Below are 26,458 nucleotides of genomic sequence, written 5' to 3'. Positions count from 1 at the left end.
CACCATGGCGACGTGCCCAGCCAGCCATCACACAACCAGTGCGATTCCGGGGAGATAGAGCCCAGAGAGGGCCATCTCCCCGATTCCTCACTCCCAAGCCTCCCCGGGGTCATGTCCCTGGCCCACCTCAGGACCCTGGGCTACGACTCGGCCCGGATCAGGGGCGAGCTGGATGACGGACGTCTGAGGAAGGTGTCGCGGGGCTGGTACGCGACTCCCCAGGCACATGCGTGGGAGTTGGAGGCGCTCGCCGCTCGCGCCCGGGTTGGCTGCTTGAGCGGGTGCCAACTGCATGGCCTCTGGACGCCCCAGGTAGCGGAGGCGCACTTCATCGTCGGCATGGGATCCGCCTCCCTGAGCTCGACCTGGCATCGATCGCGCGGGGACTTGCCGAGGATCGCGCTCTATCCGCTGAGCGACTGCCTCGCCCAGGTGATCCGCCATCACAATCCCGAGAAGGCCCTGATGGTCCTCGAGTCAGCCGTCAACAAGGAACTGCTGTCCACCGATGTCGCAGACATCCTGATCCGCGAAGCCCCTGTCCACAAGCAGCGCACCTTGCAGTTCTTCGACGGCGATGCGGGGTCCGGCTCGGAAACGCGGGTCCGGCTGTTCCTGCAGCAGCACCGGTTCTCCGTCCGTTCCCAACAGCAGATCTCAGGAGTGGGAGCGGTGGATCTGCTCGTCGGGAGATCCCTGATCATCGAGTGCGACAGCGCCGCCCACCACACCGATCATCGGGAGGACCGACGACGGGACCTGGCGGCACGCGAACTCGGATACTCGACGTTGCGGCTGAGCTACAGCCAGATCCACAGGACCTGGAGCAAGACCAGCGCCAAGTTGCTGCGCATCCTGCGGACGGGCGGGCACCTCACCCCGCCGTCGCCGGTACCTGAATAGTGAGGATCCGGGGAGATAGCCCTCTATGGGAGCTATCTCCCCTGATCCTCACCGTTTGCGAATCCCGACGAGGCTCACCCAACGGAACTGCCTCGTGTCAGGGGTCGGGGAAGGCACCGTCGACGTACATCCACCGTCCCGCCCGGCGCGCGAACCGGGAGCGTTCCCGCAGCGCACCGTCGCGATGCGCTGCCTCGAACTCCACCACGCCCGCCTCGTCGCCCGGCCCACCGTCGACCACGTCCAGGACCGTCAGCCCCGTCCACTCGACGCCGTGCGCACGAACCGATTCCGGGCGCGTGCTCGGGTGCCAGGTGCGCCACAGGTAGTCGCCGTCGCCGACCACGAACGCGCTGTACCGCGACCGCATCAGCTCCTCAGCGGTCGCCGCCTGGCGCTCGCCTGCCAGAAGCGGCCCGCAGCACGTCCCCCAGGAAGCCCCACCGCAGAGGCACGCGCTCACGTCAGCTCACCCACGAGGTGGGGCTTGCCTTCCCGGTTGACGACGGCGAACCTCCAGCCCGCCTCGTCGCGCGCCGCGGCGAACCGCACCTTTCCCGGCAACAGGATGGGCTTGGCGAACTGGACCCGCACCGTGTACGCCTCCGGCAGCCCGCCGCCCAACGCCGCGACAGCGCGGGCGTGGGTCCACATCCCGTGGATGATCGGCCTCGGGAAGCCGAACAGCCGGGCGGTCAACGGGTTGAGGTGGATGGGGTTCGAGTCGCCCGAGACCGCCGCGTAGCGACGGCCCTGGTCAGCGCCGAGCCGCCATTCCTGCGACGGCGCCACCGACGGCGCCTGCAGCCGCACCGGCGACGGCGCCTCCCCCGCCACCTTGGCCCCCGACGCCAGGTACACCGAAACTCCCCGCCACACCAGCTCATCTGCGGCGTGGATCTCGCCCACCATGTCGAAGGTGGCTCCCTTGGCGTGGGGCTGGAGATTCTCCGCCCGCACCAGGATCCTCAGCGGCTCGTCGACGGTGACCCGACGGTGCAGCGTCATCTCGTTGGTCACGTGCACCAGCCCGGCCAGAGGGAAGGGGAAGTCGTCTGCCGCCATCACCTCCATCTGCAGCGGGAACGTCAGCACGTGCAGCCAGGTGGCGGGCATCGCGTCGCGCAAAGCGAAGCCGGTCTCGGCGCAGTAGGCCGCCAGCCGCGACACCTCAACCCGGTGCTCCAACACCAGGTAGCTGCGATCCGGCAGGGACGACACCTCCCCCGGCTTCTTCAGCATCCCCAGCGCGGCCTTCGCCAGCACGCCCGACGGCTCCGGCAGCGCCGGAAGCACCCGCACGTCGCGCGCCATCAGGCGCCCACCAGGTTCTGCCCGCACACCCGGATGACCTGCCCGTCGACCCCGCCGGAGGCCGGCCCGCACAGGTAGGCCAGCGTCTCGGCCACGTCGACGGGGTTGCCACCCTGCGTGAGCGAGTTCGAGCGCCGGAAGATCTCGCGCTGCACGAACGGGATGGCGGCCGTCATCTCGGTCTCGATGAACCCGGGCGCGACGGCGTTGACGGTGATCGGCCGGTCCGCCAGCTCGTCGCGCATCGCCCAGACCAGGCCCATGACGCCGGCCTTGGAGGCGGCGTAGTTGGTCTGTCCCTTGTTGCCCGCCACGCCCGAGGTGGACGCGATGCCGACGATCCGGGCCGCCTCGTCCAGCCCACCGGGCACGTCGTGGGTGAGCAGGTAGTCGTTGATCCGCATCTCCGCGGCGAGGTTCACGTCGAGCACCGAGGACCACCGCTGCTCGTCGAGGTTGGCGAGCAGCTTGTCGCGGGTGATGCCCGCGTTGTGCACGATGGCCCAGATCCGGGCGGACTCCCCGTGCACGTGAGCCACGTGGGCCGCGATCCTGGCCCCGGCATCCGCCAGGGTGATGTCGAGCTGCAGCGCCGAGCCGCCGATCCCGTTGGCGACCTTGGCGAGCGCGTCCCCGGCCGCGGGGATGTCGACGGCGACCACCGTCGCCCCGTCTCGGGCGAAGGTGCGCGCGATGGCGGCACCGATCCCCCGGGCCGCCCCCGTGACCACCACGATCCGCCCCTCGAAGGGGCGCGGGGTCAGCTCATGCGGGTCCTTCGACGGCCCCACCCACCACGTCTGCCCGCTCACGAAGGCCGAGCGGCCCTCCAGCAGGAAGGACAGCGTGGAGGCGAGGTCCGCGGCGGAGGTGCCGGTGCGGACGAACACCAGGTTCGACGTGGCGCCGCCCCGCAACTCCTTGGCCACCGTGCGGTTGATCCCGTCGATGCCCTGGGCCACGGCCTTGGCCTCCAGGCCGGTCACGTCGCGGGCGTCGGTGGCCAGGATGATCACGCGGCCGGAGCCCTCCAGGGAGCGCATCGCCGGACGCAGCACCTGGCGGAGGCCCTCCAACTGGGGGATCTCGCGCACGCCGGTGGCGTCCACCACGACGGCGCCGGGGCGCACCGGGTAGCGCGGCGGTACGTCGCGACCCTTCTCGTCCTTCGTCCGCGTCTCCGGGACGTCGAGCATCGCCTCGCCGGGGACGACGCCCAGCTGGGCCAGCGTCGACGCGGCCAGGCCCCCACCGTCGAGCTCGCCCAGCACCACTGGCCCCGACGGCATCACACGCCCGCGGCGGAGCACCGGCGGGTCGGCCAGGCCGGCCTTCCGGGCCACGAACTTCCCAGCGGGGGTTGCATACAACTTCTCCAGCACGTCCATCTCACGCCTCCAGGATCGCGACGACGCCCTGGCCGCCGGCCGCGCAGATCGACACCAGTCCACGGGAGCCCGGGCCCCGCTCGTGCAACATCTTCGCCAACGACGCGACGATTCTGCCGCCGGTGGCCGCGAAGGGGTGACCCGCAGCCAGCGACGACCCCTTCACGTTGAGCTTCGAGCGGTCGACGGTGCCCACGCCGTTGGCCTCCAGCGCCGTGATCGTGGCCAGGACCGTGGAGGCGAACGCCTCGTGGATCTCCAGGAAGTCGAAGTCCGCCAGGGTCAGGCCGTTGCGCTCGAGGAGCTTCGGGATGGCGCGCGTCGGCGCCAGGAGGAGGTCCTCCTTGCCCGTCGTGTAGTCCGCGGCGGCCACCTGCGCGTCCACCACCCTGGCCCAGACGGGCCAGCCGCGGCCGCGCGCGAACTCCTCCTCCGCAACGAGCACCAGGGCGGCGCCGTCGGTGAGGGCCGTGGAGTTGCCGGCGGTCATAGTCGCCTCGTCAACCTTGCCGAAGACGGTGCGCAGCTTCCCGAGCGCCTCTTGAGTGGTGTCGGGTCGAAGGATGCCGTCGCGCGACACCTTCAGGTACGGCGTCACCAGGTCGTCGAAGAACCCCTCGTCCCACGCGGCGGCCAGGTTCCGGTGCGAGGCCAGGGCGAGGTCGTCCTGGTCCTCGCGCGTCACGCCCCACTTCGCGGTGGTCAGCGCCTGGGACTCGCCCATGCTCAGGCCGGTGCGCGGCTCGACGACGGCGGGCGGCACGGGAGCCAGGTCCGCGGGACGGATCCGCGCCAGCGCGGCGAGCTTGTCCGGCAGGGACCTGGCCCGCGACAGCGCCAGCATCGCCTTGCGCATCCCCTCGGAGGTGACGAGCGGAGCGTCGGAGGCCGAGTCCACGCCGCCCGCGATGGCCACGTCCACCTGGCCCAGCCGGATCTTGTTCGAGGCGTAGACCACGGCCTCCAGGCCGGTGCCGCAGGCCTGCTGCAGGTCGCATGCGGGGGTGTGCGGGGAGAGCGCGGAGCCGAGCACCGCCTCCCGGGTGAGGTTGAAGTCGCGCGTGTGCTTGAGCACCGCCCCGGCCACGACCTCACCCACCTCCTGACCGGCCAGGCCGAACCTGGCGACCAGCCCGTCGAGGGCCGCCGTCAACAGATCCTGGGCTGAGGCCTCGGCGTACTTGCCGCCGGCCTTGACGAAGGGGGTGCGGTTGCCCCCCACCACTACTGCGGTGCGTGTCATCGACGTTGATCCTCTCGCTGGGGTATTCGATACCCACAGTAGCAGATACGCAGAGTTTCAGGTACTCTGAGTTGCATGAAGATCGCCGACGATCCCCCGACGGTGGCCGCGCCACCCCAACCGGACGGCCGCGCCTCACGCTGGGACGAGCACAACAGCCTCCGCCGTCGGGCGCTGGTCGAGGACGCCGTGCGTGCCATCCGCGAGCACGGGCCCTCGGTGGGGATGGACGAGATCGCCGCGCTCAGCAGGACGTCCAAGACGGTCCTCTACCGTCACTTCGGTGACAAGGCGGGCCTGTACCGCGCCGTCGTCGAGTCCGTGCACGAGTTCATCCTGCGCAAGCTGCCGCTTGAGGACGCCGCGACCTTCGAACCCCGCGACCTCGTGCGTACCCTCGCCGACGCCTACCTCGCCGTCGTCGAGCGGGACCGCAACCTGTATCTGTTCGTCTCCACCAGGCCCGCCGGGGAGTCGCCGGTCGACGATCCGGTCCTCGGCATCACCACACGCATCGGCAACGAGGTGGCCGCCGCCTTCCGCTCCTGGCTGAGGCGCCAGGGCCTCGACGAGGAGCCCGCCAACACGTGGGGCCACGGCGCGGTGGGCTTCATCTGGGCGGTCGCCGACCGCTGGATCATCACCAATCTCCGACGGCCCCGCGCAGAGGTCGTCGACTACATCGACCAACTGTTCGCCCCGGCGTTCGCCGCTCAAACCAAGGAGCTGACCCCATGACACTGACCGCCACCCGAGACACCCGACCCACCACCTCCGCCGGCCCGGCCGCCCACGGCACCACCATCTCCCCCACCGGCGAGGCCCTGCGCCGCGCCCTCGACGGGCCCTTCCACGCGCTGAAGCAGCGATGGCGCGACGAGGTGAGCCCCGACGACGTGGTCCGCGACACCGCCCTCACCGTCGACGAGGCCCGGGACTGGACGCTGGACCGCGTGGTGAAGCTCGCCCAGCGCAACTTCGTCACCGCGGGCTTCCCCATCGCCCAGGGCGGCACGGGCACCGCGGCCGAGTCCGTGGCCAACTTCGAGATGGTGGCTATGGGCGACCTGTCGCTCACCATCAAGACCGGCGTGCAGCACGGCCTGTTCGGCGGCGCCATCACCAACCTCGGCACGCAGTACCACCACGAGACGTTCCTGCCCGGCGCCATCAGCACCGAGCTGCTCGGCTGCTTCGCCATGACGGAGTTGGGCCACGGGTCAGATGTGCAGTCCATCGAGACCACCATCACGTGGCTGCCCGAGACGGCCGAGTTCGAGGTCCATTCGCCCACGCCATCGGCCACCAAGGCCTACATCGGCAACGCAGCCCGGGACGGACGGATGGCCGCCGTCTTCGGGCAGTTGATGGTCGACGGCGAGCACCAGGGCGTGCATGTGGTGCTGGTGCCCATCCGCGACGAGGCGGGCAACGACCTGCCGGGCGTCACCACCGGGGACCACGGCCACAAGGGCGGCCTCCTGGGCATCGACAACGGCACCATCGCCTTCGATCACGTCCGCGTGCCGCGGCTGATGCTGCTGGACCGCTACGGGGGCGTCGACGACGAGGGCCACTACCAGTCGCCCATCGAGAGCAAGAACGCGCGGTTCTTCACCATGCTCGGCACGCTGGTCCGCGGCCGGATCTGCGTCGGCGGTGGGGCCGCCTCGGCTGCCCGCAAGGCGCTGAGCATCGCGGTGCGCTACGGGGACGAGCGCCGGCAGTTCCGCCGCCCGGGTCTCGGGGAGGAGATCCTGCTGCTGGACTACCTCACCCACCAACGCCGGCTCCTGCCCCATGTGGCACGGGCCTACGCCTACGGATTCGCACAGAACGAGCTCGCGCTGCAGCTGCAGCGCGTGATGGATGCCGGAAGTTCGGACCAGCAGGCCTCGCGCGAGCTGGAGACTCGGGCCGCCGGCATGAAGGCGCTGCTCACCAGGTGGGCGTTGGACTCCATGCAGGAGGCCCGCGAGGCCTGCGGGGGCGCCGGCTACATGTCGGACAACGGCATCACGATGGCCCGCCAGGACGCCGACGTGTTCGCCACCTTCGAGGGCGACAACACCGTGCTGCTCCAGCTGGTCGCCAAGGCGCTGCTGCTGGAGTACAAGTCCACGTGGGGCGACATGGACCTGCGCGGCACCGCGCAGAAGACGGCGGCCATGATCGGGCAGACCGTCCTGGAGCGCACGACGGCGCGCTCCCTCATCGACCGACTCGTGGCCATCGCCGACCGCAAGCCGGACTCGGAACGGATGCGCGCCCGCGGGTGGCACGTGCAGATGTTCGAGTTCCGCGAGAAGCACACCGTCGAGGGCCTCGCCCGGCGGATGCGGGCCGCGAGCAAGCTGCCGGACGCGCAGCAGCCGGCCGCGCTGAACGCGTGTCAGACGCACATGCTCGAAGCCGCGAAGGCGCACGTGGACCGCATTGTGCTCGAGGCCTTCATCGAGGGGATCGAGCAGTGCGACGACGACTACGTCACGGCGATGCTGGTGAAGGTCTGCGACCTCTACGCGCTGGCCACCATCGAGTCCAACCGCGCCTGGTACCTGGAGCACGAGGCCTTCGACCCGCGCCGCAGCAAGGCGATCACGGCCACCGTCGACGACCTGTGCGGCGAGCTGAGGCCGAGGGCGCGTGAGTTGGCCGAGGGCCTGGGCGTGCCGGAGTCGTGGCTGAAGCACCCGCGGGAGGCGGTGCCGCCGCTGCTCCCCTGACCGCTCCTCCCGCTACTGGTACGACACGAAGTTGGGTCGCGGCTCCACGTCCTCCATCGTCTCCTGGGGCGTCATCGTCGGGGAGTCCTCGTCGATGAAGTTCTTCCACCCCAGCCAGACGTTGGCCGGCAGGCCCTCCTTGAGGTTGCGCCAGGTCGCCTGCTTGAGCGGCGGGTTGCCGTGCCCGTCGGCGTGGACGAGGTACTGCAGCTCGTCGCGGGTGGTGTCGAGCCGCTCGCGGCCGACGATCATCCGCTGCTGGAACTGGTGCAGGATCACCACCTTCGGGGGCAGGTTGTTGGCCGCCACCAGGTCCGCCAACCAGGCTCCGGTGGCGTTGACCTCGTCCACCTCCACCTGGCCGATGATGGTCATGTGGCGCTGGCCGGGCTTCAGCCGCCACTCGGGATCGATCGCGAGACCGACGGTGGGCCGCTTCAACAGCTCCTCGTAGCGCTTGGCCTGGGTCAGGAAGTCGGTGTGCCCGGGCTGGAGGTCCAGCACGCAGTAGATGCCCGCCGCCTCGGCCGCCTCGATGTAGGGCAGTAGCTGCTCGGCCGGGGTCTCGTAGGAATAGTCACCGTCGGGGCCGGCCGACGCGCTGGCCACGGTCGTGATGATCTCGAACGCGCCGATGACCGGGACGTCACTGAAGGCCTGATACTGGGCGGCCAACTCCTTCACCCGGGCGACGGACTGTTCCGGCCCCTGCTCGCCCAGCACCCCGAGGGTGCCGCCGGACGGGTGCCCATAGAGGGCCACCATCATCCGTCCCGGGAACGGCGCGACTCCACCGCCCGGCAGTTCCGGAAGCGTGCGGGCGGCCTCCACCCGCGCGGCGAAACGGGCGGAGTCGCCGAACGCGCCGACGCCGAGGACGGCTCCGGTGGCCCCCTTGACCAGCGCCACCGACTCGGCCGTGGCGCGCGGATCCGTGAAGGGCACCTCGGTGAGGGCGATGCCGGCTGCCGCCAGGATCGCGGCCGTGGCGGCGGAGACGGACTCGCCCCTGGGTCGCAGCGCGGCGGCGGTCGCGGGGGCGGTCTCGGCGGGGAGTCCCTCCACCTGCAGCTCGGCGGGATCGGCCGGGCCGTCGACGACCTCGCGGTCCCCGAGGTCCAGCCCTGCGGCCGGGTAGGCGATCACGGTGCGGGTCTGGAGGCGGTTGAGCTCGGCAGCGAGCTCGGGCCCGGCGATCAGCAGGGGGAGGCCGAGCGCGGCCGCGGTGGCGGAGGCCGCCGCGACGTCCCCACCGGCAGCGGGCGTCGGAGACGTGGCCGCGCTGGGAGAGGCGCTGTTCGACGGCGAGGCGCCAGCCGACGGCGAGGCCGGAGCGCTCGGCGTTGGCGGGGCCGGCTGAACGACGACCACGGCGGTTGCCTCGGCCAGCACCAGCCGGCTCACGGCCAGGGCGCCCTCGTCGTCTGAGGGCAGCACCCCCGACGCGAGGCCGGTGTTGACCGCAACGCGGTGGCCGATCGTCGACGGCGATGCTTCAGCCGACGGGCCCTGCGTGCCTCCGGAGGAGCTGGAGCCCGATCCGTCGCTTGGCGAACCGCTGCAGCCGGAGGCGGCGGCCACCGCTGTCGCGGCGAGTCCGAGGAGGGCAATTCGGCGAGTGATCATCCCAAAAGCCTGCCATCTCGCGCCGCGACCCCGAAATCCCGGCACTGGTGGCCTCAGTGCGGAACTCCGATGTCTGTGCGGTGGAAGCCGTCGGCGTAGTCCACGCGCGAGAGGAGTGCGTACGCGCGCTCGCGCGCCTCACCCACGTCCACGCCGCGACCGACCGTGCCCAGCACGCGACCGCCGGCGGAGACGAGCCTCCCGCCGTCCAGGCGGGTCCCGGCATGCAGCACGTAGGCGTCGTCCTCGTCCTCTGGCAACCCAATCGCCCCACCCGTGGCGGGGGTGCCGGGGTAGCCCGCGGCCGCCGACACCACCACGACAGCCGCGCCCTCGTGCCACGCCAGCCCACCGACGGTATCCAGCTCCCCGCGGGCCGCCGCGCGGAGCACCCCTGCCAGCGGGGTGTCGAGCAGCGCGAGGACGGCCTGGGTTTCCGGGTCTCCGAAACGGACGTTGAACTCCACCACCCGCAGGCCCCTCGACGTGAGCGCCAGCCCGGCATAGAGGAGCCCGATGAAGGGGGTGCCGCGTCGGCGCATCTCGGCGAGGGTGGGATCGATGACCTCGGCCATGATCTGGTCTGTGAGTCCTGCGTCGGCCCAGGCCAGCGGCGAGTAGGCGCCCATGCCCCCGGTGTTGGGCCCCGCGTCGCCGTCTCCCACCCGCTTGTAGTCCTGCGCGGGCAGCAGCGGCAGCGCGCGCTCGCCGTCGCAGATCGCGAACAGGCTCACCTCCGGCCCGTCCAGGTAGTCCTCGATGACCACCCGGCCGCAGGATGCGGCGTGTGCCAGAGCGGCCTCGCGGTCGTCGGTGACCACCACGCCCTTGCCTGCGGCGAGGGCGTCGTTCTTGACCACGTAGGGGGTGCCGAACTCGTCCAGCGCGGCCGCCACCTGCTCCGACGTCTCGCACAGGCGTGCATCCGCGGTGGGCACCCCCGCGGCCTGCATGACCTCCTTGGCGAACGCCTTCGACCCCTCGAGCACCGCGGCCTCGCGGCCGGGCCCGAACGCGTCGATGCCGGCCTCGCGCAGCGCGTCGGCCACCCCCGCGACCAGCGGCGCCTCCGGCCCGATGACCACGAGGTCGGCGGCGAGCGAGCGGGCTGCCTCCACCACCGCGACGGGCGACGACGGGTCCAGCGAGTGCAGCGTGGCGATTCGCCCGATCCCCGGATTCCCCGGAGCCGCGTGCAGCTCGGTGACGGACGGATCTGCGGCGAGCGCGCGGGCGAGGGCGTGCTCGCGACCCCCGGAGCCAAGGAGAAGAATCTTCACCCGCGTCAGCCTAGTGGTCCGCTCCCGGACTTCAGATCAGGTCGTTGATGGCCACGGACTGCTCGCGGCCGGGGCCGACCCCGATGCCGCTGATCCGGCACCCGATCAGCTCCTCGAGCCTGTGCACGTACGCCTGGCAGGTGGCCGGCAGCTCATCGAACTCGCGGCACCCGCTGATGTCCTCGGCCCAGCCGTCGAGCTCCTCGTAGATGGGCTTGGCGTGGTGGAAGTCCGACTGAGTCATCGGCATGACGTCGTGTCGGACGCCGTCGACCTCGTAGGCCACGCACACCGGGATCTTCTCCCAGCCGCTGAGGATGTCCAGCTTGGTGAGGAAGATGTCGGTGAAGCCGTTGATCTTGACGGCCTGCTCCACCAGCAGCGCGTCGAACCAGCCGCAGCGACGGGGGCGGCCGGTGGTGGCGCCGAACTCGGAGCCGATGCGGCGCAGCTCCTCGCCGTCGTGGTCGAACAGCTCGGTGGGGAACGGTCCCTCGCCGACGCGGGTGGTGTAGGCCTTCGCGATGCCGATGGTGCGATCGATCCGGGTGGGGCCCACGCCGCCGCCCGTGGTGGCGCCGGCCGCCGTCGGGTTCGACGAGGTGACGTAGGGGTAGGTGCCCTGGTCCACGTCGAGGTGGTGCGCCTGGGCGCCCTCGAAGAGCACCACCTTGCCGGCATCCAGCGCGTCGTTGACGTAGCGGCCGGAGTCCACGATGTGGGGGCGGATGGTGTCGGCGTGCTTGAGGAGGGCCTGCACGACCTCCTCGGCGATGATCTCCCGGCGGTTGTAGACCTTCACCAGCAGCTGGTTCTTCTGATCCAGCGCGGCCTCGACCTTCTGCCGCAGGATGGACTCGTCGAGGATGTCCTGGATCCGGATGCCGAGGCGGTTGACCTTGTCCGAGTAGCACGGCCCCACGCCACGGCCCGTGGTGCCGATCCGCCGCTTGCCGAGGAATCGCTCGGTGACCTTGTCCAGCACCTTGTGGTACTCGGTGATGATGTGGGCGTTGGCGGAGATCAGCGGGTGAGCCACGTTCACGCCCCGCGACGCCAGCACGTCCAACTCCTCGGCGAGGACGTCCAGATCCACGACGACGCCGTTGCCGATCACGGTGGTGGTCCCGGGGTTGAGGATGCCGGAGGGCAGCAGGTGCAGCACGAACTTCTCGCCGCCGACCACCAGCGTGTGGCCCGCGTTGTTGCCGCCGGAGTAGCGGACGCAGACGTCGACGCGGTCCCCCAGCTGGTCAGTCGCCTTGCCCTTGCCTTCGTCTCCCCATTGAGCCCCGACCACGACAACGCTTGGCATCTTGCCACCTCCACACACATGGATGAAGCCCCAGCTCTTCGCGGGGGCCCTACCGGGGCAGTCTAACGGAGCCGGGGCCCGGCCACCGGAGGCGGCCTCCTTCCTGACTCTCAGGCGGAGTGCTGCTCCACCCAGCGCTCGAGCTGCTGCGCGGGCAATGCGCCCACCTGCCGCGCCACTTCCTTCCCGTCGCGGATCAGCACCAGCGTGGGGATGCTCATTGCCTCGAACCGGGCCTGCAGAGCGCGGTTGTGATCCACATTGATCTTGACCACCTTGAGCCGTCCGGCCTTGGCCTTCGCGAGGCGCTCAAGGACGGGCGATACCATGCGGCACGGCCCGCACCAGGGCGCCCACAGGTCCACCACGACGGGGACCCGGGTGGCCACCACTCCATCGAAATCCGCGTCGGTGGCGTCGACGAGCCACGGCAGGTCGGCCTTGCACTTGGCGCATCGCGGCAGGCCGGTGGCGGCGGCGGGGACCCTGTTGCGTGCGCCGCACGAGACGCAGGTGGAGATGCTCATGACTCCATGGTCCCCCCTCCCCCGAAATGTGGGATGACAGGGCATGAGATCGGCGCACATCGGTGGCCCCGGGCTTGGAGGAAACTGCACGAAAGGTCAGGGCCCTTGCCTACGATCGCTGTGGGAATCAGGATCGATGGATACCCGCAACGACGCAGGAGGTAGGACCGTGAAGAAGCTCATCAATTCCGCCGACGACGTGATCGCCGACGCCCTCAAGGGCGTGGAGGCATCAGACGCGAATGTCCGCGTAGATCACGAGAACCGGGTGATCTACCGCGTCACACCGAAGGAGGCCGGGAAGGTCGCCATCATCTCCGGCGGTGGCTCCGGTCACGAGCCGATGCACGGCGGTTTCGTCGGCGTGGGCATGCTCGACGCCGCGTGCGCCGGCCAGGTGTTCACCTCCCCCACCCCGGACCAGATGTTCGAGGCCACCACCGTCGTGGACAACGGCGGGGGCGTGCTGCACATCGTGAAGAACTACACCGGCGACATCATGAACTTCGAGATGGCCGCGGAGATGGCCACCGACGCAGGTATCACGGTGGAGACGGTCATCGTGGCCGACGACGTCGCGGTGCAGGATTCGCTGTACACCGCGGGCCGCCGCGGCGTGGGCACCACCGTTCTGCTGGAGAAGATCGTCGGCGCAGCCGCCGAGGAGGGCCAGGACCTGGCCGCCGTCAAGACTCTGGCGCAGCGGGTGGCGGACAACGGCCGCTCGATGGGCATGGCGCTCACCTCGTGCACCGTCCCCTCGGCCGGCAAGCCCACCTTCGACCTGCCCGAGGACGAAGTGGAGATCGGCATCGGCATCCACGGCGAGCCCGGCCGCCACCGCGAGCCCATCGCGGACGCGAAGTCCATCGCCAAGCAGCTGGTGGATCCCATCCTCCACGACCTCGACTTCACCGGCGCCCCCGTCATCGCCATGCTCAACGGCATGGGCGGCACCCCGCTGATCGAGCTGTACCTCATGTATGGCGAGGTGGTGGCGCTGCTGAAGGACGCGGGGGTCACCGTCGAGCGCAACCTGGTGGGCAACTACATCACGAGCCTGGACATGGCCGGCTGCTCGCTCACGCTCGTCAAGGCGGACGACGACATGATTCGCCTGTGGGATGCCCCCGTGAAGTCCGCGGGGCTACGGTGGGGCATGTGAGCGCACAACACCTGACCCTGGACCTGCTCGCCGACTGGCTGCGCCGCTACGCGCAGATCGTCGACGAGAACAAGACCTTCCTCACGGACCTCGATTCGGCCATCGGTGACGCGGACCACGGCGCCAACATGGCCCGGGGTACCGCGGCGGTGGTGACCCACCTCGATGCGGCCACCACTGTCGACGGCCTGCTCAAGAAGGCGGGCATGACGCTGGTCAGCACGGTCGGCGGCACCGCCGGCCCGCTGTACGGCACCCTGCTGATGAAGATGGGGATGGCCACCGGGTCCGTGATGGAGCTCTCGCCACAGGAGTTCGCGAAGGCCTTCCGGGCCGGGCTCGAGGGGCTGATCGCCCGCGGCAAGACGGAGCTGGGCGACAAGACGATGGTGGATTCGCTGGCCCCGGCCATCGACGCCTTCGACGCGGCCCTGGCCGACGGAGCGGATCTGCACGACGCCGTCGCGGCGGCCGCGCAGTCCGCCGCCGTGGGCCGTGACGCCACCACCCCCATGGTGGCAAAGAAGGGACGCGCGAGCTACCTCGGCGAGCGGTCCGCGGGTCACCAGGATCCGGGGGCCACCTCGTCGGCGTACCTGTTCGACGCCTTGGCGGACGTGATCGGCGCCTGATGGCGGTGGGCATCGTGGTGGTCTCGCACAGCCGCGCGCTGGCCGAGGCCGCCGTCGAGCTGGCCATGCAGATGGTCCACGAGGAGCCCCCTCCCGTGGCCATCGCGGCCGGCATGCCCGACGGCGGGCTGGGTACGGACGCCGCGGCGGTCGCGGAGGCGATCGCGGAGGTGGACCGGGGCGACGGCGTGGTGATCTTCGTCGACATGGGCTCAGCGATCATGAGCGCCGAGATGGGCGTGGAGTTCGCGGGCGTCGAGAACGTGCGCGTCCTCTCCGCCCCCTTCGTCGAGGGCCTCACTGCTGGTGTGGTGCGCGCCGTCGGTGGGGCATCGATCGACGAGGTCGCGGCCGAGGCCGAGTCAGCTCTCGCGCCGAAGCTGTCCGCGCTGGGGAACGCTCCTGCGGCACCATCCGTGCCACCCGTGGTCGCGGCGGACGGCGACGCCACCGGGACGGCTGTTCTGGTCAACGAGACCGGCCTGCACGCGAGGCCTGCGGCGCTCTTCGTGGCCGAGGCAAGGAAGTTCGACGCAGATGTCCGCATCTGCAACGGGGACGTCGGCCCCGTGAAGGCGGGCAGCAGCATCGGCCTGGCCACCCTCAACGCCCGCAGGGGAGACACCCTGAGCCTCACGGCCACAGGCCCGCAGGCGCAGGACGCCGTCGACGCGCTGGTGGCGTTCATCTCGGCCGGGTTCGGCGAGAACTGAGGCCCGCTCGCTAGGCTGACGCCATGAGCGAGACGCACCCCAACCTGATGGCCTCGAACGTCGTCGTGTTGCTGCCGGACGACCCTGCTCTCGCGGCGATCTCCGAGCACGGCAAGGAGCGCTTCCTGGAGGTCGTGGCGCAGCACCCCACCTCCTCGTTGTGCTGGGCGCTCCTCGCCGAGACCTGCCTCGCCGAGGAGGGACTGGGAAGCTCCCTGGCCGCCTACGCCTACGCCCGCACCGGCTACCACCGCGGTCTGGACACGCTGCGGCGCAACGGCTGGAAGGGCTCAGGCCAGGTGCCGTGGGAGCACGAAGCCAACCGCGGCTTCCTGCGGGCGCTGTGGGCGCTGAGTGTCGCGGCGGGGCGGATCGGCGAGCACGAGGAGCAGGAGCGCTGCGCGCAGTTCCTCCGCGACTCCTCGGAGACGGCCTACCAGGTCCTCGCTCAGCCCGAGCACTCCGATTGACTGAGCCTCCCGCGCTCCGCCGACCCCATCGGCACTCGATCCGCCGTCTAGCCGAGGCTCACGGTTCGTGGCGCCAGGCTCCCGCCGCGTAGACTCTCCCGCGGCCCCCACCGTCGATCCCCCGGAGATGCCACATGCCCACACGCGAAGACCTGCGCAACGTCGCCATCGTCGCCCACGTCGACCACGGTAAGACGACGCTTGTCGACGCCATGTTGTGGCAGTCCGGAGCCTTCCGCGAGGGATCCGACGTCAACAACCGCGTCATGGACTCGATGGACCTCGAGCGCGAGAAGGGCATCACCATCCTCGCGAAGAACACCGGCGTGCGGCACATCCGCCCCGACGGCTCCGGGGTCACCATCAACATCATCGACACCCCCGGCCACGCCGACTTCGGCGGCGAGGTGGAGCGCGGGCTTGAGATGGTCGACGGCGTGGTCCTGCTGATCGACGCGTCCGAGGGTCCGCTCCCCCAGACCCGCTTCGTGCTGCGCAAGGCGCTGGCCAAGAACCTGCCGATCGTCGTGGTGGTCAACAAGGTGGACCGCAGCGACGCGCGCATCTCCGCCGTCGTCGAGGAGACCTACGACCTCTTCATGGACCTCATCGACGACGACGCGGCCCACGTGCTCGACTTCCCCATCGTCTACGCCTCCGCGAAGGCCGGCCGCGCCTCGCTGACGCAGCCCGAGGACGGCGGCATGCCGGACAGCCCCAACCTCGAGCCGCTGTTCGACACCCTGATGGAGCACATCCCCGCCCCCGTCTACGAGGAGGGCGCGGTCCTCCAGGCGCACGTCACCAACCTCGACGCCTCCCCCTACCTCGGCCGCCTCGCCCTGTGCCGCATCATCGCCGGCGAAATGAAGCGCGGGCAGCTGGTGTCGTGGTGCAAGACCGACGGGACCATCTCCACGGTGAAGCTCACCGAGATGTTCATGACGCAGGCACTGGATCGCGTGCAGGCGGATCTGGCGGGCCCCGGCGACATCGTCGCCATCGCGGGCATCCCGCAGATCATGATCGGCGAGACACTCTCGGACCCCGAGAACCCGAAGCCCCTGCCGCTCATCCACGTCGACGAGCCGTCGATCTCCATGACCATCGGCATCAACACCTCACCGCTGGCGGGCCAGTCCGGCAAGAACCTCACCGCCCGCCTGCTGAAGGCGCGCCTGGAGCAGGAGCTGGTCGGCAACGTGTCGATCAAGGTCAACACCACCGAGCGCCCGGACACCTGGGAGGTGCAGGGTCGCGGCGAGCTGCAGCTGGCCATCCTGGTGGAGATGATGCGCCGGGAGAGCTTCGAGCTCACCGTCGGCAAGCCGCAGGTGGTCACGAAGCTGGTCGACGGCAAGGTCCATGAGCCCATCGAGCGCCTCACCGTCGACATCCCCGAGGACTTCGTCGGGGTGGTCACGCAGCTCATGGGGCTCCGCCGCGGCCGCATGGAGATGATGGTCAACCACGGCACCGGATGGGTCCGGCTGGAGTTCATCGTCCCTGCCCGCGGCCTCATCGGCTTCCGCACGGAGTTCCTCACCGAGACGCGCGGCACCGGCATCATGAACCACGTGGGCGAGGGCTTCGAGCCCTGGGCCGGCGACTTCCGCACCCGCCCCACCGGCTCGCTGGTGGCGGACCGGACGGGCGTGACCACGTCCTACGCCCTGTTCAACCTGCAGGAGCGCGGCACCTTGTTCGTCCCTCCGGGCGCAGAGGTGTACGAGGGCATGATCGTCGGCGAGAACCCCCGCGCCGAGGATATGGACGTCAACCCCACGAAGGAGAAGAAGCTCACCAACGTGCGCTCCTCCACGGGCGACGAACTGGAGCGGCTGATCCCGGCCAAGAACATGTCCATGGAGCAGGCGCTGGAATTCTGCGCGGGCGACGAGTGCCTCGAGGTCACCCCGGCGATGGTGCGCATCCGCAAGGTGTCGCTCAACGCCAACGACCGGGCCAAGGAGCGCAAGGGGCACAAGAAGCCCTGACTCTTTCACGATAGTTCGCGATATATCTTTGACATATCGCGAGCTATCGTGCATCCTGGAACACGTACGGGGCATTCAGCCCCCACTGTCCAGAAGGAGTTCGCGATGGACTACGCGATGCATCACCCCTGGGGCGGCCGAGGCGCCGCCCTGCACCAGATCTTCGGCGCCCTGCTCAACGAAAGCAGCACGCCCGAGGAACCCACCGACGATCGGCGCGGCGAGCGCCGCGGTCGCGGTCACCGCCACGGAGGCCCTAGCCGCGGCAGGATGGGCGGGCACGGCCCGTCCGGCGGCGGCCCATTCGGCCCCGGCGGCTTCGGACCCACACCCTTCGGCCCCGGCGGCTTCGGCACCGGCCCGTTCGGTGGCCGACGTGGAGGCCGCGCCCGCCGCGGCGACGTCCGCAACGCCGCCCTGCTGCTGATCGCCGAACAGCCACGCAACGGCTACCAGATCATCCAGGAGCTCGACAACCGCAGCGGCGGGCGCTGGAAGCCGAGCCCCGGCGCCATCTATCCGGCGCTCAACCAACTGGAGGACGAGGGGCTCATCCGCCTCATCGCCTCCGAGGCGGGGAAGGCCTACGAGATCACCGACGCCGGCCGCGCCGAGGCCGAGGCCACAGAACGACCCACCCCGTGGGAGCAGGACGACGACGCGGCCGCACATCCCGCGGCCGGGCTGGCACAGGCCTATGGTCAGGCTTGGTCCGCCGTCGGGACGATCGCCCAGAGCGGCAACGCGGACCTCATCGCTCAGGCGACGGCCGAGGTCGAGGACCTGAAGAGGCGTCTCTACCAGCTGCTCGCCGAGAGCTGATCCAGCTCTCGCCGGAGGTTGTACCGGGCCTGGTGCTCCCAGAGCGCCAGGCCCTTCGGCGTGTGGAAGACCGATCCGCGGCTCAGCATCCGCTCGATGAAGCGTCGCCGACGCTCGACCCATTCGGCCGGCCCCAGGTCGGGGAGCTCGGCCCGGATCGCCGCGACATTGACGCAGTACCGCTCCCACGGGAGCCTCAGTCCGTGCAGGTCTGCGTCGGCCATCCGTCCACCGGCCTCGTCGTCGGGGTGAGGCGCGTGATCGACGGTGACCAGGATCAACCCGCACACCTCGTCGACCTCCGCGGCCGGCAGACCTCGGAGGAGGCCCCGCGCCAGCGCGACGGAGGCGAGTTCGTCGTCCGGGCTGGCGTTGTGGTGGACCGCGTCGTGGAACCAGAAGGCGACTTTCTCCAGCCTGCCCGCCTGCAGCAGATCCAGCGCGGCCAGCCCGTCGCGCAGGTGGGCCTGGGAGTGATAGCGACGATGCGGCTCTGCCCACCTGTCGAGGAGCTCTGCCACCACATGTTCCGGGAGCAGGCCCCCGGCGCTCACCACGCCCGGACGGCGAAGTGGGCGACGCCGGCCCAGAGCCCTGCCCACAGCATGCTGGCGAAGGTCCCGATGATGAACAACTCGCCCTTGCGCGAGGTCCCCGAGTCCGACGCCGTGGCCAGGTCCGCGTACCGCCCCAGACCCTTGACCGCCAGCACCATGGCGATCCCGGCAGGAAAGCCCGCCACGATGCACGCGTAGACCGCCACCCGCTCCAGCATGCCGATCCACCGGCCGCCCGGAAGCTCCTTCTGGGCCGCCTCCAGGCCGAGGCTGGCCCGGGTCTGCGCCACCTCCACCTCCGACGACGGGAGGGACGCCTTGTCGATCCGCCTCAGTAGGGCACGCACGACGGGGTTGCCGAGGGCGGCGACGAGGCCCGCGAGCAGCACGATCGCGGCCTTCAGTACCAGCCCCCAGTCCATGCCGGAAACGCTACACCGCCGCCCCGACACTCCCGCGGGATAAGGTTTGTCCTTCACCCGGAAGCTATGAAGTTATTCTCTACATATGAAGACTACGAAGGTGCTGCCCGTTGTGGCTCTGCTCGTCGACATCGTGGCGTCGCGCACCGCGCAGAGAGACGCCCTGCATGCGGACGTGCTCCGGGCGGTCGCGGGCGTCAACGCCGCCGTCGAACCGCTGCACGAACTTCGCCCCACCGTCGGCGATGAACTCCAGGGGGTATACCGCTCCCTCGGCGCCGCCTTGACTGCCGGCTTCTCGCTCAGGCTCGCGCTCGCCCCCCGGTGGGACGCACGCTGCGGACTCGGGGGTGGCCAGGTGGTCGTCGTCGACGAGGCTCGCGGGATCCAGGACGGTTCCGCCTGGTGGCAGGCTCGCGAGGCGATCGACTGGGTCAAGGGACAGGCGGCCAAACCGGGATACGAGGCGGTGCGCACGGCGGTGCGTGACGATCGGGCCACGGCAACCCCCTCCGCCGACGCCGTGTCGCGGCTGATCGACGCCCATCTCGGCCGGCTGCGGCCGGGGGCGCTCTCCACCCTCCGGGGCATGCTGGACGGCCTGGACAACGCCGAGATCGCCGGGCGGGAGGGGATCAGCGAGTCGGCCAATTCGCAGCGCGTGCGCAACAACGACCTGCGCCCGCTGATGGATGCCATCGTCGCCCTCGGCCGGCTCCCCTGACCCGTCCCTGGGCGCGAGAGTTGGGGACGGCAGGGCGGCCAGGCTCGGTCCCTGAGGGTCCCGCGTCGCGAAGCGACCGTGGGAGTCTCGAAGGGTCAAAAACCCGCGGCCAAACGCAAGGGTGAGGGACGGCAGGGCGGCACTGCGCAGCGGTGCCCAACCCGACGATCACCCAACAGGCATCCCGCCCAAGCAGACCCGACCCCAACGCCGCCCTGCCGGCCCACACCCTGGACCAGGCAACGCCGCAGACAGGACGAGTGCGGGGAGACGGGAGACGATGCCCGGGCGGCCTCAACAACCCGACCACCGACCCGGCTGGACGAAACATCGAGACCCTGGACAACGGCCGCCCGGGCATCGACTCACGGCTCACCGCACCCGCCCACAAGAACTGCGTCAAGGTGGTAGTCACAACCCTTCGAGACGGGCCACGCCGCTTCGCGGACGGCCCTCCTCAGGGAGCGAAAGGGCGACCTTCCCCCCGCGCTGCGGGCGGTCCAGCTCGGCTCAGGGACCGACCGTCAGTCCACGGAGGGCGGAACCAACTCGGAGAGGAGGGCACGCACGCGGGCGTCGATGTCGTCGCGGACAAGTGTCATGCGCTCCTCGCCCTCGATACCGCGCAGGGACGGCTCATCCGTCAGCCATGTCTCGATAGTGCCGCGCATGCCTTCGACGGGCTCCACCGCCGCCTCGCCGCCGACCAGCACCACCCTGTCGACGCTGCGCAGGATCTCGGGGTCGATCGCCTTCGGCTGCTCACCCTCGAACGTGGCGCCCAGCTGCTCGACGCTGGCGCGCGACTCCTCGTTGAGCGATGCGGCGGGCTTCGTGCCGGCCGAGTACACGTCGACGGCGTCACCCGCGTGCAGCCTGGCGAGGGCGGCAGCCATCTGGCTCTTGCCGCCGTTCTTCACGCAGACGAACAGGACGCTCGGCTTGGTGGAGGCCTGCTCAGGGTCCGTGGTGGATCCGCGGGTCGCATCGAGGCGGACTGCGGCGTCCTCGGCGGACTCCTCATCCGCCTTCATCCACTTCTTGCGGCCCCGCTGCACGATCAGCGGGTCCGTGGGCTTGATCGCCGAGGGGTCCTTGCCCTCATAGTCGTGCAGGTCCAGGAAGAGGCGCATCGCGTTGAGCCGGGCGCGCTTCTTGTCGTTGGACTTGATCCGGTACCAGGGGGCGATCTCGGTATCGGTGTGCTTGAGCATCGCCGTCTTCGCAGCGGTGTAGTCCTCCCAGCGGCCCAGCGACTCCAGGTCCATCGGTGAGAGTTTCCACTGCCGGACGGGGTCGATCTGGCGGATCGCGAACCGCGTGCGCTGTTCGCGTTGCGCCACCGAGAACCACAGCTTCGTCACGGTGATACCAGATTCGATCAGCATCTGCTCGAACAGGGGGGCCTGCCGGATGAAGCTCTCGTACTCCTCATCGGTGCAGAATCCCATCACCCGCTCGACCCCCGCCCGGTTGTACCAGGAGCGGTCGAAGAGGACGATCTCGCCCGCCGTCGGGAGGTGCTGCACGTAGCGCTGGAAGTACCACTGGCCCTTCTCCCGCTCCGTGGGCGCGGCGAGCGCGACGACGCGCGCGCTACGAGGATTGAGGTGCTCGGTGAAGCGCTTGATGGCACCTCCCTTGCCTGCAGCGTCGCGCCCCTCGAAGATGATGATGTGCTTGGTGCCCGCATCCTGGGCGGCGTACTGGAACTTGAGCAGTTCGATCTGCAGCTCCCGCTTCTCCGCTTCGTACGAGTCCCGGTCCAGGAGCTCGTCGTAGGGGTGGCGATCCCGCCAGGTCTCCACCGCGTTGCCGAGCGGGTCGATCAGATACGGGTCCTCGCCGTGGACATCGGCGACTGCGTAGCCCTCGGAGCGCAGATGGTCGATGTATTCGCGGAGATTCTGTTGGCTCATGGGAGTAGTTCACCACCTTCGGGTGAACGCGAGTTGAACGGGCTCAAACCGCGACGAGCCGTGTCGCGCTCACCCACACCCGAGGAGCAGGCTCCCTGCGAACAGCACTGCGGATGGCGGCCCGGGCATGGCCGGATTTGTTGTCATCTTCCACTCCCTGGACACCGGCACCTGCGCGATCAGCGTGGTGGCCTCGGACTTCCGCTCGGACTTCGGAGGCGCCTACGGGGTCACCTACACCGACGGTCCCATCCGCGGCCTCCTGGCGCGCTCCGTCGTCGTCATCGACGGCGAGGGAACGGTGATCTACACCGAGCAGGTGTCCGAGACCTCACACGAGCCGGACTACGACGCCGCCCTGGCCGCCCTCAACTGATCCGGTCCACCAACTCCCCGGGGGCCTCCGCCTCCGGGGAGTTGTCCGCCCGTCGGGCCGCGAGTCCGCGCAGCGGCTTGAGGAGGTCGTCTGGGCTGCGCGCCACCCCCGCCGGCCGGGACGCGCGCACCATGGTCCAGGTCCCGGCCCAGATCGACACCACCCCGAGGATTGACCCCGGGTAGGCCGGGTGGAGGACCGTGCCGTGGCGCCACACCAGCATCGCGCCGGCGATCATTAGCACGTAGCTCAGCAGCGCGAGGTAGCGGTCCTGTGAGGTGCCGAGCGGCGGGATCAGCCGGTACTCCACGAGCCCGATGAGCGGCACCAGGACCAGGATCAGGACCACGCCGACCGCCAGCACTGTGGTCTGGGCCAGGAGCACCGGCGCCGCCATCGGCAGTGCCGTGGCCAGCAGCAGTAGCGCGGCTGCACCGATGAGCAGACACGGAACGTGCCACAGGTAGACCGTCATCATGAGCGCGCTCAGCCTGGCGAGCCGCGCCTCGGCCCGCGGTGCGAGGTCGGCGAACACCCGTGACCGCTCCACGAGCCCGAGACCTGCCACCTGGGCAACTCCCAACAGCGCCATCGCCAACGTGGGGGGAAGGTGGTTGGCCCGGGGGGCGTTGCCGAAGCCGACCGCCGAGGCCGGGTAGCCGAAGAACGCGATCAGGAGCACGATTGCGCCGGCTGCGGTAAGCAGGAGCGCCCAGGTGCGGCGCGCCGGGCCCTCCCGGAACCAGCCACGCTGGTACCCGATGCCCAGCTGATGGCAGAGCGGCCACACGAGGAACATGTTGATCTGACCGATGTCGTTGCGGCCGAACCCGATCCATGCGCGGTCCACCACGATGATGCCCAGCAGCATCGCGACGATCACCCACGCCCCGAACCGGTCGTGGAGCATCACCATGAACGGCGCGAACAGGACGATCACGAGGTAGACGGAGATGAACCACAGCAGGAACATCAGGGAGCGGCTGAGCTCCGCGGCCAGCGCCGGATAGCCCACCCAGGCGGCCCCGGTGGCGATCACCGCAAACACCGTCACGAAGAGAGTCAGCCCCCCGGTGAGCCGACGGCCACGGTTGGCGAGATAGTGCGAGAACCCGGTGCCCCGCCGTCGCATCTTGTCCACGATGATCGCGTTGGCGAAGCCGCCGCAGGCGAAGAAGAGCGGCATGGACATCAGCAGCCACGACAGCCCCCACACCCAGATGGGCGGCGCCCACAGCTCCGCCCGCAGAGCGCCGTCGGGCCCCACTGAGGCCTGGAAGATGAGTCCGTGGAAAACGACGACGACGAACACGGAGAGAGCGCGCGCGACGTCGATCGTGGTGTTACGCGCCGGCTCGTTGTGCACAGGAGAATGATGCCAGCCGGCGAGCGACTCTCCCCTATCCCAGGACGGGGCGCACGTGCAGGCCCACGTCGGGGTCCACCAGCGCCTCCTGCGCGGCCGGGATCCCGTCCGCCAGCAGCTCCGCGTCAACGGCGAGCGACCGTTTCACCAAAGCGAGCGCGATGGGACCGAGCTGGTGATGGCGGGCCGAAGAGCCCACCACACCGACCACCCTGCCGGCCAGCTCGACGGATGCGCCCCACTCCGGCAGCGCGGACATCGTCCCGTCGAGGTGCAGCAGCACCAGGCGTCGAGGGGGCCTGCCCAGGGTGTGAACCCGGGCCACGGTCTCCTGGCCTCGATAGCACCCCTTGTTCAGGTGCGTACCCACCAGCCCGATCTCGTTGGGGATGGTCTTGTAGTCGGTGTCGATGAAGATCCGGGGGACGCCGGCGGCGATGCGCATGGCCTCGAGCGCCCAGGTGCCGACGGTGCCGGCGAGCTCAGCCTCCGCAGGGAGGAACACCTCGAGCCCGCCCAACTCGGAATCGCGCCTCCGCCACGCCCCGTCCAGGGGCACGCGATGCCCCACCCAGGCCAGGCGCAGGTCCGGGCGGGAGGCCACCTCCACGCGCATCGAGAAGCGCATCTTCTCCAGGAAGGCGATCAACTCGGCGGCCCGCCCCGGTTCGGTCCAGGCGAGGAACGAGGCCCCGTCGTCGACGCCGTGCAGGACGTGCTCGATGTGCCCTGTGGGTGACAGGATCAGCGCCGTCGTGGCCTCGCCGGGAGCCAGCGCACTCAGGTGTTGGGTGGTCAGGGAATGCAGCCACCCGAGCCTGTCCGGCCCGCTGATCTCCAGGATTTCGCGGTTATGGAGGTCCACGACCCCCTCCCCAGCCTCCAGGGCCCGCGCCTCGGCGACCGGGTTGCCGAAGTGCCAGGCGAGGCCGGCGTCCACACCGGACTCGAGCATCACGGGCATCTCAGGTCCGCTTCAGTCTGGCCCACATGTGGGGACGCAACTCGTGCTCGGTGGTGGCTCGATCCAGCGCGTACATCAGGTCGCCCTCCACCTTGCCGTAGAGACGCTGGCCCGCAGAATGCGAAACGGTGGCCGACTCGGTGCGCACCACGGCGTCGGTCATCAGGTCGATGCGGGTGACCTGGATCTTGCCGACGAGCACCTCGGTCCAGCCGTCGGCGCTGGTCAGCACCACCTCCAGGGAGGCGTCCTTCTTCGGGCGCCAGAAGCCGGTCTCCATGCTCATCGGCACCTGATCGGCCCCCTCGCTGCCGAGCAGGAAGGTCTGGGAGGCGTAGTACAGGTACTCGCCACCGTTGTGGTTGAACTCGATGCGCTGCTCGAACTCGAACCCGTTCCCGTCGTGGTCCGTACCGTTGCCGGTGCCCTCCCACCGGCCCACCAGCCAGCCCAGCGCCGTCAGGGCGGGGTTGAGGCCCTCAGGCACCTCGATGTCAATGTTCACGACTCATCTCCTCGCAGCTGTCTCCACAGCCCTCGCAGGGTCACGCCCAGCGCGATGAGCGCACCGACGCCCAGCGCGACGGTGGCGACAATCAGCACCCACACCAGGACCGCGGCCATGCGGGCCAGTATACGAACCGGCCACAATGGGGCCATGCGCGTGGTGGTGACGAAGGTACTCGAGGCGTCCGTCGAGGTAGGCGACGAGGTGGTCGCGCGGCTGGACCGGCCCGGCCTGCTTGTGTTGGCCGGTGTCGGGCATGGCGATGCCGATGCCGACGCCGCGGCCCTCGCGCGCAAACTATGGGGCCTGCGGATCCTCGACGATGAGGCCTCAGCAAGCGACACCGGGGCGCCCTTCCTCGTGGTCAGCCAGTTCACCCTCTACGCCTCCACCCGTAAGGGGCGCCGTCCCTCCTGGAGCGGGGCCGCGCCCGGCCAGGTGAGCGAGCCCCTCGTCGAGGAGTTGTGCCGGCAGCTGGAGCTGCTGGGGGCGACGGTGTCGCGGGGACGCTTCGGCGCCCACATGCGCGTCTCGTCGGTCAACGACGGCCCGGTGACGATCCTGATCGACACGCACGACTGGGCCTGAGGGTCAGGCTGGGCCGAGGAAGTCCAAGGCGCTGATGGACACAGCGTCCATGGACACGCTGGTGCCTCCGGGAGCGGTGGACTCGAGGATGGTCAGCGTCACCCTGTCTGTGTCCGTCTCCGGAAAGCGCACCTCCTGCGGGGTTCGATCGTTGGCCGCCAGCCCCTGCTCGAAGAACGAGCCGTCAGCGAATGTCCACCGGATGGTGAGGATCCGGCGTTCGGCCAGGTAACGGTCCGTCCAGACGGTGTTCCCATTGACGACCCGTAGCCCGACGAGGGTGCGGACCCCGGGAAAGCGCACCGTGACGCTCTGCTCGGCGCCGTCGCCGCGACACCGCCAGATCGTCTCGCCGTTGTTGTCCACCAGCGCCAGCGGGGCGTCGCGGCTGCCGCCCTCGACGCAGCGCCCTTCGGCCGCGATGGCCTGGACCGCCGTGACGGCGCCGTCGTACGGGGCGAGAACATCCGGCGACGCGGAGGGAGAGGGCATCGCGGAGACGGAGAGCGAAGGGGCGGGTTCCGGACGCGGCTGCTCTTCCGGGGGGAAGACCCAGAGCCGCCCGACGGTGAAGGAGGCCCCCACCACCACCACCGCCAAGGTGGCGACGGCGCGGGCCGTCCAGCCGACGCGGATGTCTGCGAGCGCGACGGCCTTCGCGGCTGCCCTGTCCGGAAGCGGGCGGTCGCTGTCACCAGCGCGCACGTCGTCGGATTCAGCGGCTGGCCGGAAGTACTCATCAGGAACCCGCTGCCCCATGGCGGCCATGCTACAAGTCGTCGCGGACGTAGTTCCTCATGTCAAGGTAGCCGCGAAATGATTCCTGGTTCCTCACATGGTTTAGCCGCGAAATGGGTCAGGCGGTGCGTGGGGTCTTGATCGCTGTGGTGGCGCTGGGGAGGGTCAGCTTGGC

General features: G+C 69.9%; 28 protein-coding genes and 1 pseudogene. 12 read left to right on the top strand and 17 right to left on the bottom strand.

What is annotated here, in order from left to right:
- Positions 1–111: 111 nt before the first annotated feature.
- Complete coding sequence (locus ACZK39_RS12490) at positions 112–903, top strand: DUF559 domain-containing protein (protein ID WP_182782214.1); 792 nt, start codon at positions 112–114, stop codon at positions 901–903.
- A 97-nt stretch (positions 904–1,000) separates the two neighbouring features.
- On the opposite strand, the gene ACZK39_RS12485 is transcribed toward ACZK39_RS12490, so the two are convergent.
- The 4 genes from ACZK39_RS12485 to ACZK39_RS12470 are packed head-to-tail and all read right to left on the bottom strand — an operon-like array spanning position 1,001 to position 4,848.
- Positions 1,001–1,366, bottom strand: coding sequence for a YchJ family protein (locus ACZK39_RS12485; RefSeq protein WP_463613494.1), 366 nt, complete (start codon positions 1,364–1,366; stop codon positions 1,001–1,003).
- Positions 1,363–2,217, bottom strand: a complete 855-nt coding sequence (locus tag ACZK39_RS12480) for a MaoC family dehydratase (protein ID WP_182782212.1) — start codon at positions 2,215–2,217, stop codon at positions 1,363–1,365. The genes ACZK39_RS12485 and ACZK39_RS12480 overlap by 4 nt, the downstream gene beginning before the upstream one ends.
- Positions 2,217–3,605 (bottom strand): 3-oxoacyl-ACP reductase, encoded by a 1,389-nt coding sequence (locus ACZK39_RS12475; RefSeq protein ID WP_463613493.1) that lies wholly within the window; start codon positions 3,603–3,605, stop codon positions 2,217–2,219. Before ACZK39_RS12475 ends, ACZK39_RS12480 begins: the two co-directional genes overlap by 1 nt.
- A 1-nt stretch (position 3,606) precedes the next feature.
- On the bottom strand, positions 3,607–4,848 hold the full coding sequence (locus ACZK39_RS12470; RefSeq protein WP_463613492.1) for an acetyl-CoA C-acetyltransferase: 1,242 nt from the start codon (positions 4,846–4,848) through the stop codon (positions 3,607–3,609).
- A gap of 75 nt (positions 4,849–4,923) precedes the next feature.
- On the opposite strand from ACZK39_RS12470, the gene ACZK39_RS12465 reads away from it, so the two are divergent.
- Together ACZK39_RS12465 and ACZK39_RS12460 are read left to right on the top strand one after the other, a co-directional pair.
- A complete protein-coding gene (locus tag ACZK39_RS12465; protein WP_463613491.1) occupies positions 4,924–5,586 on the top strand; it encodes a TetR/AcrR family transcriptional regulator in 663 nt (220 codons plus the stop codon).
- Positions 5,583–7,574, top strand: a complete 1,992-nt coding sequence (locus tag ACZK39_RS12460) for an acyl-CoA dehydrogenase family protein (RefSeq protein WP_182782208.1) — start codon at positions 5,583–5,585, stop codon at positions 7,572–7,574. Before ACZK39_RS12465 ends, ACZK39_RS12460 begins: the two co-directional genes overlap by 4 nt.
- 12 nt (positions 7,575–7,586) lie before the next feature.
- On the opposite strand, the gene ACZK39_RS12455 is transcribed toward ACZK39_RS12460, so the two are convergent.
- The 4 genes from ACZK39_RS12455 to trxA all read right to left on the bottom strand — a co-directional run bounded on the left by ACZK39_RS12455 (position 7,587) and on the right by trxA (position 12,322).
- Positions 7,587–9,200, bottom strand: a complete 1,614-nt coding sequence (locus ACZK39_RS12455; protein WP_182799078.1) for a hypothetical protein — start codon at positions 9,198–9,200, stop codon at positions 7,587–7,589.
- Positions 9,201–9,253: 53 nt separating this feature from the next.
- Positions 9,254–10,480, bottom strand: coding sequence for a phosphoribosylamine--glycine ligase (gene purD, locus ACZK39_RS12450; protein ID WP_463613490.1), 1,227 nt, complete (start codon positions 10,478–10,480; stop codon positions 9,254–9,256).
- Between the two features lie 31 nt (positions 10,481–10,511).
- Positions 10,512–11,795, bottom strand: a complete 1,284-nt coding sequence (locus ACZK39_RS12445; RefSeq protein ID WP_459056252.1) for an adenylosuccinate synthase — start codon at positions 11,793–11,795, stop codon at positions 10,512–10,514.
- Positions 11,796–11,905: 110 nt separating this feature from the next.
- A complete protein-coding gene (gene trxA / locus ACZK39_RS12440) occupies positions 11,906–12,322 on the bottom strand; it encodes a thioredoxin (protein ID WP_463613489.1) in 417 nt (138 codons plus the stop codon).
- Between the two features lie 169 nt (positions 12,323–12,491).
- Between trxA and dhaK the strand changes: the two genes are divergently transcribed.
- From dhaK to ACZK39_RS12410, 6 genes are all read left to right on the top strand, one after another.
- Positions 12,492–13,487, top strand: a complete 996-nt coding sequence (dhaK, locus tag ACZK39_RS12435; RefSeq protein ID WP_463613488.1) for a dihydroxyacetone kinase subunit DhaK — start codon at positions 12,492–12,494, stop codon at positions 13,485–13,487.
- The gene (gene dhaL / locus ACZK39_RS12430) at positions 13,484–14,119 is read left to right on the top strand and encodes a dihydroxyacetone kinase subunit DhaL (protein WP_182782201.1); all 636 of its coding nucleotides are present in this window, start codon (positions 13,484–13,486) and stop codon (positions 14,117–14,119) included. The genes dhaK and dhaL overlap by 4 nt, the downstream gene beginning before the upstream one ends.
- Positions 14,119–14,832: a dihydroxyacetone kinase phosphoryl donor subunit DhaM gene (gene dhaM, locus ACZK39_RS12425; RefSeq protein WP_463613487.1), complete on the top strand. Its 714-nt coding sequence runs from the start codon at positions 14,119–14,121 to the stop codon at positions 14,830–14,832. The genes dhaL and dhaM overlap by 1 nt, the downstream gene beginning before the upstream one ends.
- A gap of 23 nt (positions 14,833–14,855) precedes the next feature.
- Entirely contained in the window at positions 14,856–15,302 is a 447-nt protein-coding gene (locus ACZK39_RS12420; protein ID WP_463613486.1) for a DUF3151 domain-containing protein, read from the top strand.
- Between the two features lie 134 nt (positions 15,303–15,436).
- Positions 15,437–17,299 carry a translational GTPase TypA gene (typA, locus tag ACZK39_RS12415; protein WP_182782199.1) on the top strand — a complete coding sequence of 621 codons (1,863 nt, stop codon included), beginning with the start codon at positions 15,437–15,439 and terminating at the stop codon, positions 17,297–17,299.
- A gap of 105 nt (positions 17,300–17,404) precedes the next feature.
- Entirely contained in the window at positions 17,405–18,121 is a 717-nt protein-coding gene (locus ACZK39_RS12410) for a PadR family transcriptional regulator (RefSeq protein ID WP_463613485.1), read from the top strand.
- Here the strand turns inward: ACZK39_RS12410 and ACZK39_RS12405 are convergent.
- Together ACZK39_RS12405 and ACZK39_RS12400 are read right to left on the bottom strand one after the other, a co-directional pair.
- The gene (locus ACZK39_RS12405; protein ID WP_463613484.1) at positions 18,097–18,642 is read right to left on the bottom strand and encodes an HD domain-containing protein; all 546 of its coding nucleotides are present in this window, start codon (positions 18,640–18,642) and stop codon (positions 18,097–18,099) included. The genes ACZK39_RS12410 and ACZK39_RS12405 overlap by 25 nt on opposite strands.
- A 29-nt stretch (positions 18,643–18,671) precedes the next feature.
- On the bottom strand, positions 18,672–19,100 hold the full coding sequence (locus tag ACZK39_RS12400) for a hypothetical protein (protein WP_463613483.1): 429 nt from the start codon (positions 19,098–19,100) through the stop codon (positions 18,672–18,674).
- A gap of 85 nt (positions 19,101–19,185) precedes the next feature.
- On the opposite strand from ACZK39_RS12400, the gene ACZK39_RS12395 reads away from it, so the two are divergent.
- Positions 19,186–19,824 carry a SatD family protein gene (locus ACZK39_RS12395; RefSeq protein WP_463613482.1) on the top strand — a complete coding sequence of 213 codons (639 nt, stop codon included), beginning with the start codon at positions 19,186–19,188 and terminating at the stop codon, positions 19,822–19,824.
- A 524-nt stretch (positions 19,825–20,348) separates the two neighbouring features.
- Here ACZK39_RS12395 and ACZK39_RS12390 read toward each other — a convergent pair.
- Both ACZK39_RS12390 and ppk2 read right to left on the bottom strand, forming a co-directional pair.
- The gene (locus ACZK39_RS12390; RefSeq protein ID WP_463613573.1) at positions 20,349–20,720 is read right to left on the bottom strand and encodes an arsenate-mycothiol transferase ArsC; all 372 of its coding nucleotides are present in this window, start codon (positions 20,718–20,720) and stop codon (positions 20,349–20,351) included.
- 147 nt (positions 20,721–20,867) lie between these two features.
- A pseudogene (ppk2, locus tag ACZK39_RS12385) lies at positions 20,868–21,743 on the bottom strand (polyphosphate kinase 2); the annotation flags it as partial.
- A 127-nt stretch (positions 21,744–21,870) separates the two neighbouring features.
- On the opposite strand from ppk2, the gene ACZK39_RS12380 reads away from it, so the two are divergent.
- Positions 21,871–22,119, top strand: a complete 249-nt coding sequence (locus tag ACZK39_RS12380; protein WP_463613481.1) for a redoxin family protein — start codon at positions 21,871–21,873, stop codon at positions 22,117–22,119.
- Here ACZK39_RS12380 and ACZK39_RS12375 read toward each other — a convergent pair.
- The 4 genes from ACZK39_RS12375 to ACZK39_RS12360 are packed head-to-tail and all read right to left on the bottom strand — an operon-like array spanning position 22,112 to position 25,073.
- Positions 22,112–23,485 carry an acyltransferase family protein gene (locus tag ACZK39_RS12375; protein WP_463613480.1) on the bottom strand — a complete coding sequence of 458 codons (1,374 nt, stop codon included), beginning with the start codon at positions 23,483–23,485 and terminating at the stop codon, positions 22,112–22,114. The genes ACZK39_RS12380 and ACZK39_RS12375 overlap by 8 nt on opposite strands.
- Before the next feature lie 34 nt (positions 23,486–23,519).
- Positions 23,520–24,449 (bottom strand): CAF17-like 4Fe-4S cluster assembly/insertion protein YgfZ, encoded by a 930-nt coding sequence (gene ygfZ, locus ACZK39_RS12370; protein ID WP_463613479.1) that lies wholly within the window; start codon positions 24,447–24,449, stop codon positions 23,520–23,522.
- A 1-nt stretch (position 24,450) separates the two neighbouring features.
- Positions 24,451–24,954, bottom strand: coding sequence for a heme-binding beta-barrel domain-containing protein (locus ACZK39_RS12365; RefSeq protein ID WP_463613478.1), 504 nt, complete (start codon positions 24,952–24,954; stop codon positions 24,451–24,453).
- On the bottom strand, positions 24,951–25,073 hold the full coding sequence (locus tag ACZK39_RS12360) for a hypothetical protein (RefSeq protein ID WP_255422085.1): 123 nt from the start codon (positions 25,071–25,073) through the stop codon (positions 24,951–24,953). Before ACZK39_RS12360 ends, ACZK39_RS12365 begins: the two co-directional genes overlap by 4 nt.
- A gap of 34 nt (positions 25,074–25,107) precedes the next feature.
- On the opposite strand from ACZK39_RS12360, the gene dtd reads away from it, so the two are divergent.
- Complete coding sequence (gene dtd / locus ACZK39_RS12355) at positions 25,108–25,545, top strand: D-aminoacyl-tRNA deacylase (protein WP_182799088.1); 438 nt, start codon at positions 25,108–25,110, stop codon at positions 25,543–25,545.
- A gap of 3 nt (positions 25,546–25,548) precedes the next feature.
- On the opposite strand, the gene ACZK39_RS12350 is transcribed toward dtd, so the two are convergent.
- Entirely contained in the window at positions 25,549–26,304 is a 756-nt protein-coding gene (locus tag ACZK39_RS12350) for an NADase-type glycan-binding domain-containing protein (protein WP_463613477.1), read from the bottom strand.
- Positions 26,305–26,458: the final 154 nt, after the last annotated feature.

This window comes from Tessaracoccus luoxuelianae (assembly GCF_055326245.1).
The sequence above is the reverse complement of the archived record's forward strand: the minus strand, read 5'-3'. Positions and strand labels throughout refer to the sequence as shown.

Bases quoted from the DNA above. Each gene is read 5' to 3' on its own strand.
- ACZK39_RS12490 (WP_182782214.1), top strand. From the start codon at position 112: ATGTCCCTGGCCCACCTCAGGACCCTGGGCTACGACTCGGCCCGGATC.
- ACZK39_RS12480 (WP_182782212.1), bottom strand. From the start codon at position 2,217: ATGGCGCGCGACGTGCGGGTGCTTCCGGCGCTGCCGGAGCCGTCGGGC.
- ACZK39_RS12475 (WP_463613493.1), bottom strand. From the start codon at position 3,605: ATGGACGTGCTGGAGAAGTTGTATGCAACCCCCGCTGGGAAGTTCGTG.
- ACZK39_RS12470 (WP_463613492.1), bottom strand. From the start codon at position 4,848: ATGACACGCACCGCAGTAGTGGTGGGGGGCAACCGCACCCCCTTCGTC.
- ACZK39_RS12465 (WP_463613491.1), top strand. From the start codon at position 4,924: ATGAAGATCGCCGACGATCCCCCGACGGTGGCCGCGCCACCCCAACCG.
- ACZK39_RS12460 (WP_182782208.1), top strand. From the start codon at position 5,583: ATGACACTGACCGCCACCCGAGACACCCGACCCACCACCTCCGCCGGC.
- ACZK39_RS12455 (WP_182799078.1), bottom strand. From the start codon at position 9,200: ATGATCACTCGCCGAATTGCCCTCCTCGGACTCGCCGCGACAGCGGTG.
- ACZK39_RS12445 (WP_459056252.1), bottom strand. From the start codon at position 11,795: ATGCCAAGCGTTGTCGTGGTCGGGGCTCAATGGGGAGACGAAGGCAAG.
- trxA (WP_463613489.1), bottom strand. From the start codon at position 12,322: ATGAGCATCTCCACCTGCGTCTCGTGCGGCGCACGCAACAGGGTCCCC.
- dhaM (WP_463613487.1), top strand. From the start codon at position 14,119: ATGGCGGTGGGCATCGTGGTGGTCTCGCACAGCCGCGCGCTGGCCGAG.
- ACZK39_RS12420 (WP_463613486.1), top strand. From the start codon at position 14,856: ATGAGCGAGACGCACCCCAACCTGATGGCCTCGAACGTCGTCGTGTTG.
- typA (WP_182782199.1), top strand. From the start codon at position 15,437: ATGCCCACACGCGAAGACCTGCGCAACGTCGCCATCGTCGCCCACGTC.
- ACZK39_RS12410 (WP_463613485.1), top strand. From the start codon at position 17,405: ATGGACTACGCGATGCATCACCCCTGGGGCGGCCGAGGCGCCGCCCTG.
- ACZK39_RS12400 (WP_463613483.1), bottom strand. From the start codon at position 19,100: ATGGACTGGGGGCTGGTACTGAAGGCCGCGATCGTGCTGCTCGCGGGC.
- ACZK39_RS12395 (WP_463613482.1), top strand. From the start codon at position 19,186: ATGAAGACTACGAAGGTGCTGCCCGTTGTGGCTCTGCTCGTCGACATC.
- ACZK39_RS12390 (WP_463613573.1), bottom strand. From the start codon at position 20,720: ATGGCTGCCGCCCTCGCCAGGCTGCACGCGGGTGACGCCGTCGACGTG.
- ACZK39_RS12380 (WP_463613481.1), top strand. From the start codon at position 21,871: ATGGCCGGATTTGTTGTCATCTTCCACTCCCTGGACACCGGCACCTGC.
- ygfZ (WP_463613479.1), bottom strand. From the start codon at position 24,449: ATGCCCGTGATGCTCGAGTCCGGTGTGGACGCCGGCCTCGCCTGGCAC.
- ACZK39_RS12360 (WP_255422085.1), bottom strand. From the start codon at position 25,073: ATGGCCGCGGTCCTGGTGTGGGTGCTGATTGTCGCCACCGTCGCGCTG.
- dtd (WP_182799088.1), top strand. From the start codon at position 25,108: ATGCGCGTGGTGGTGACGAAGGTACTCGAGGCGTCCGTCGAGGTAGGC.
- ACZK39_RS12350 (WP_463613477.1), bottom strand. From the start codon at position 26,304: ATGGGGCAGCGGGTTCCTGATGAGTACTTCCGGCCAGCCGCTGAATCC.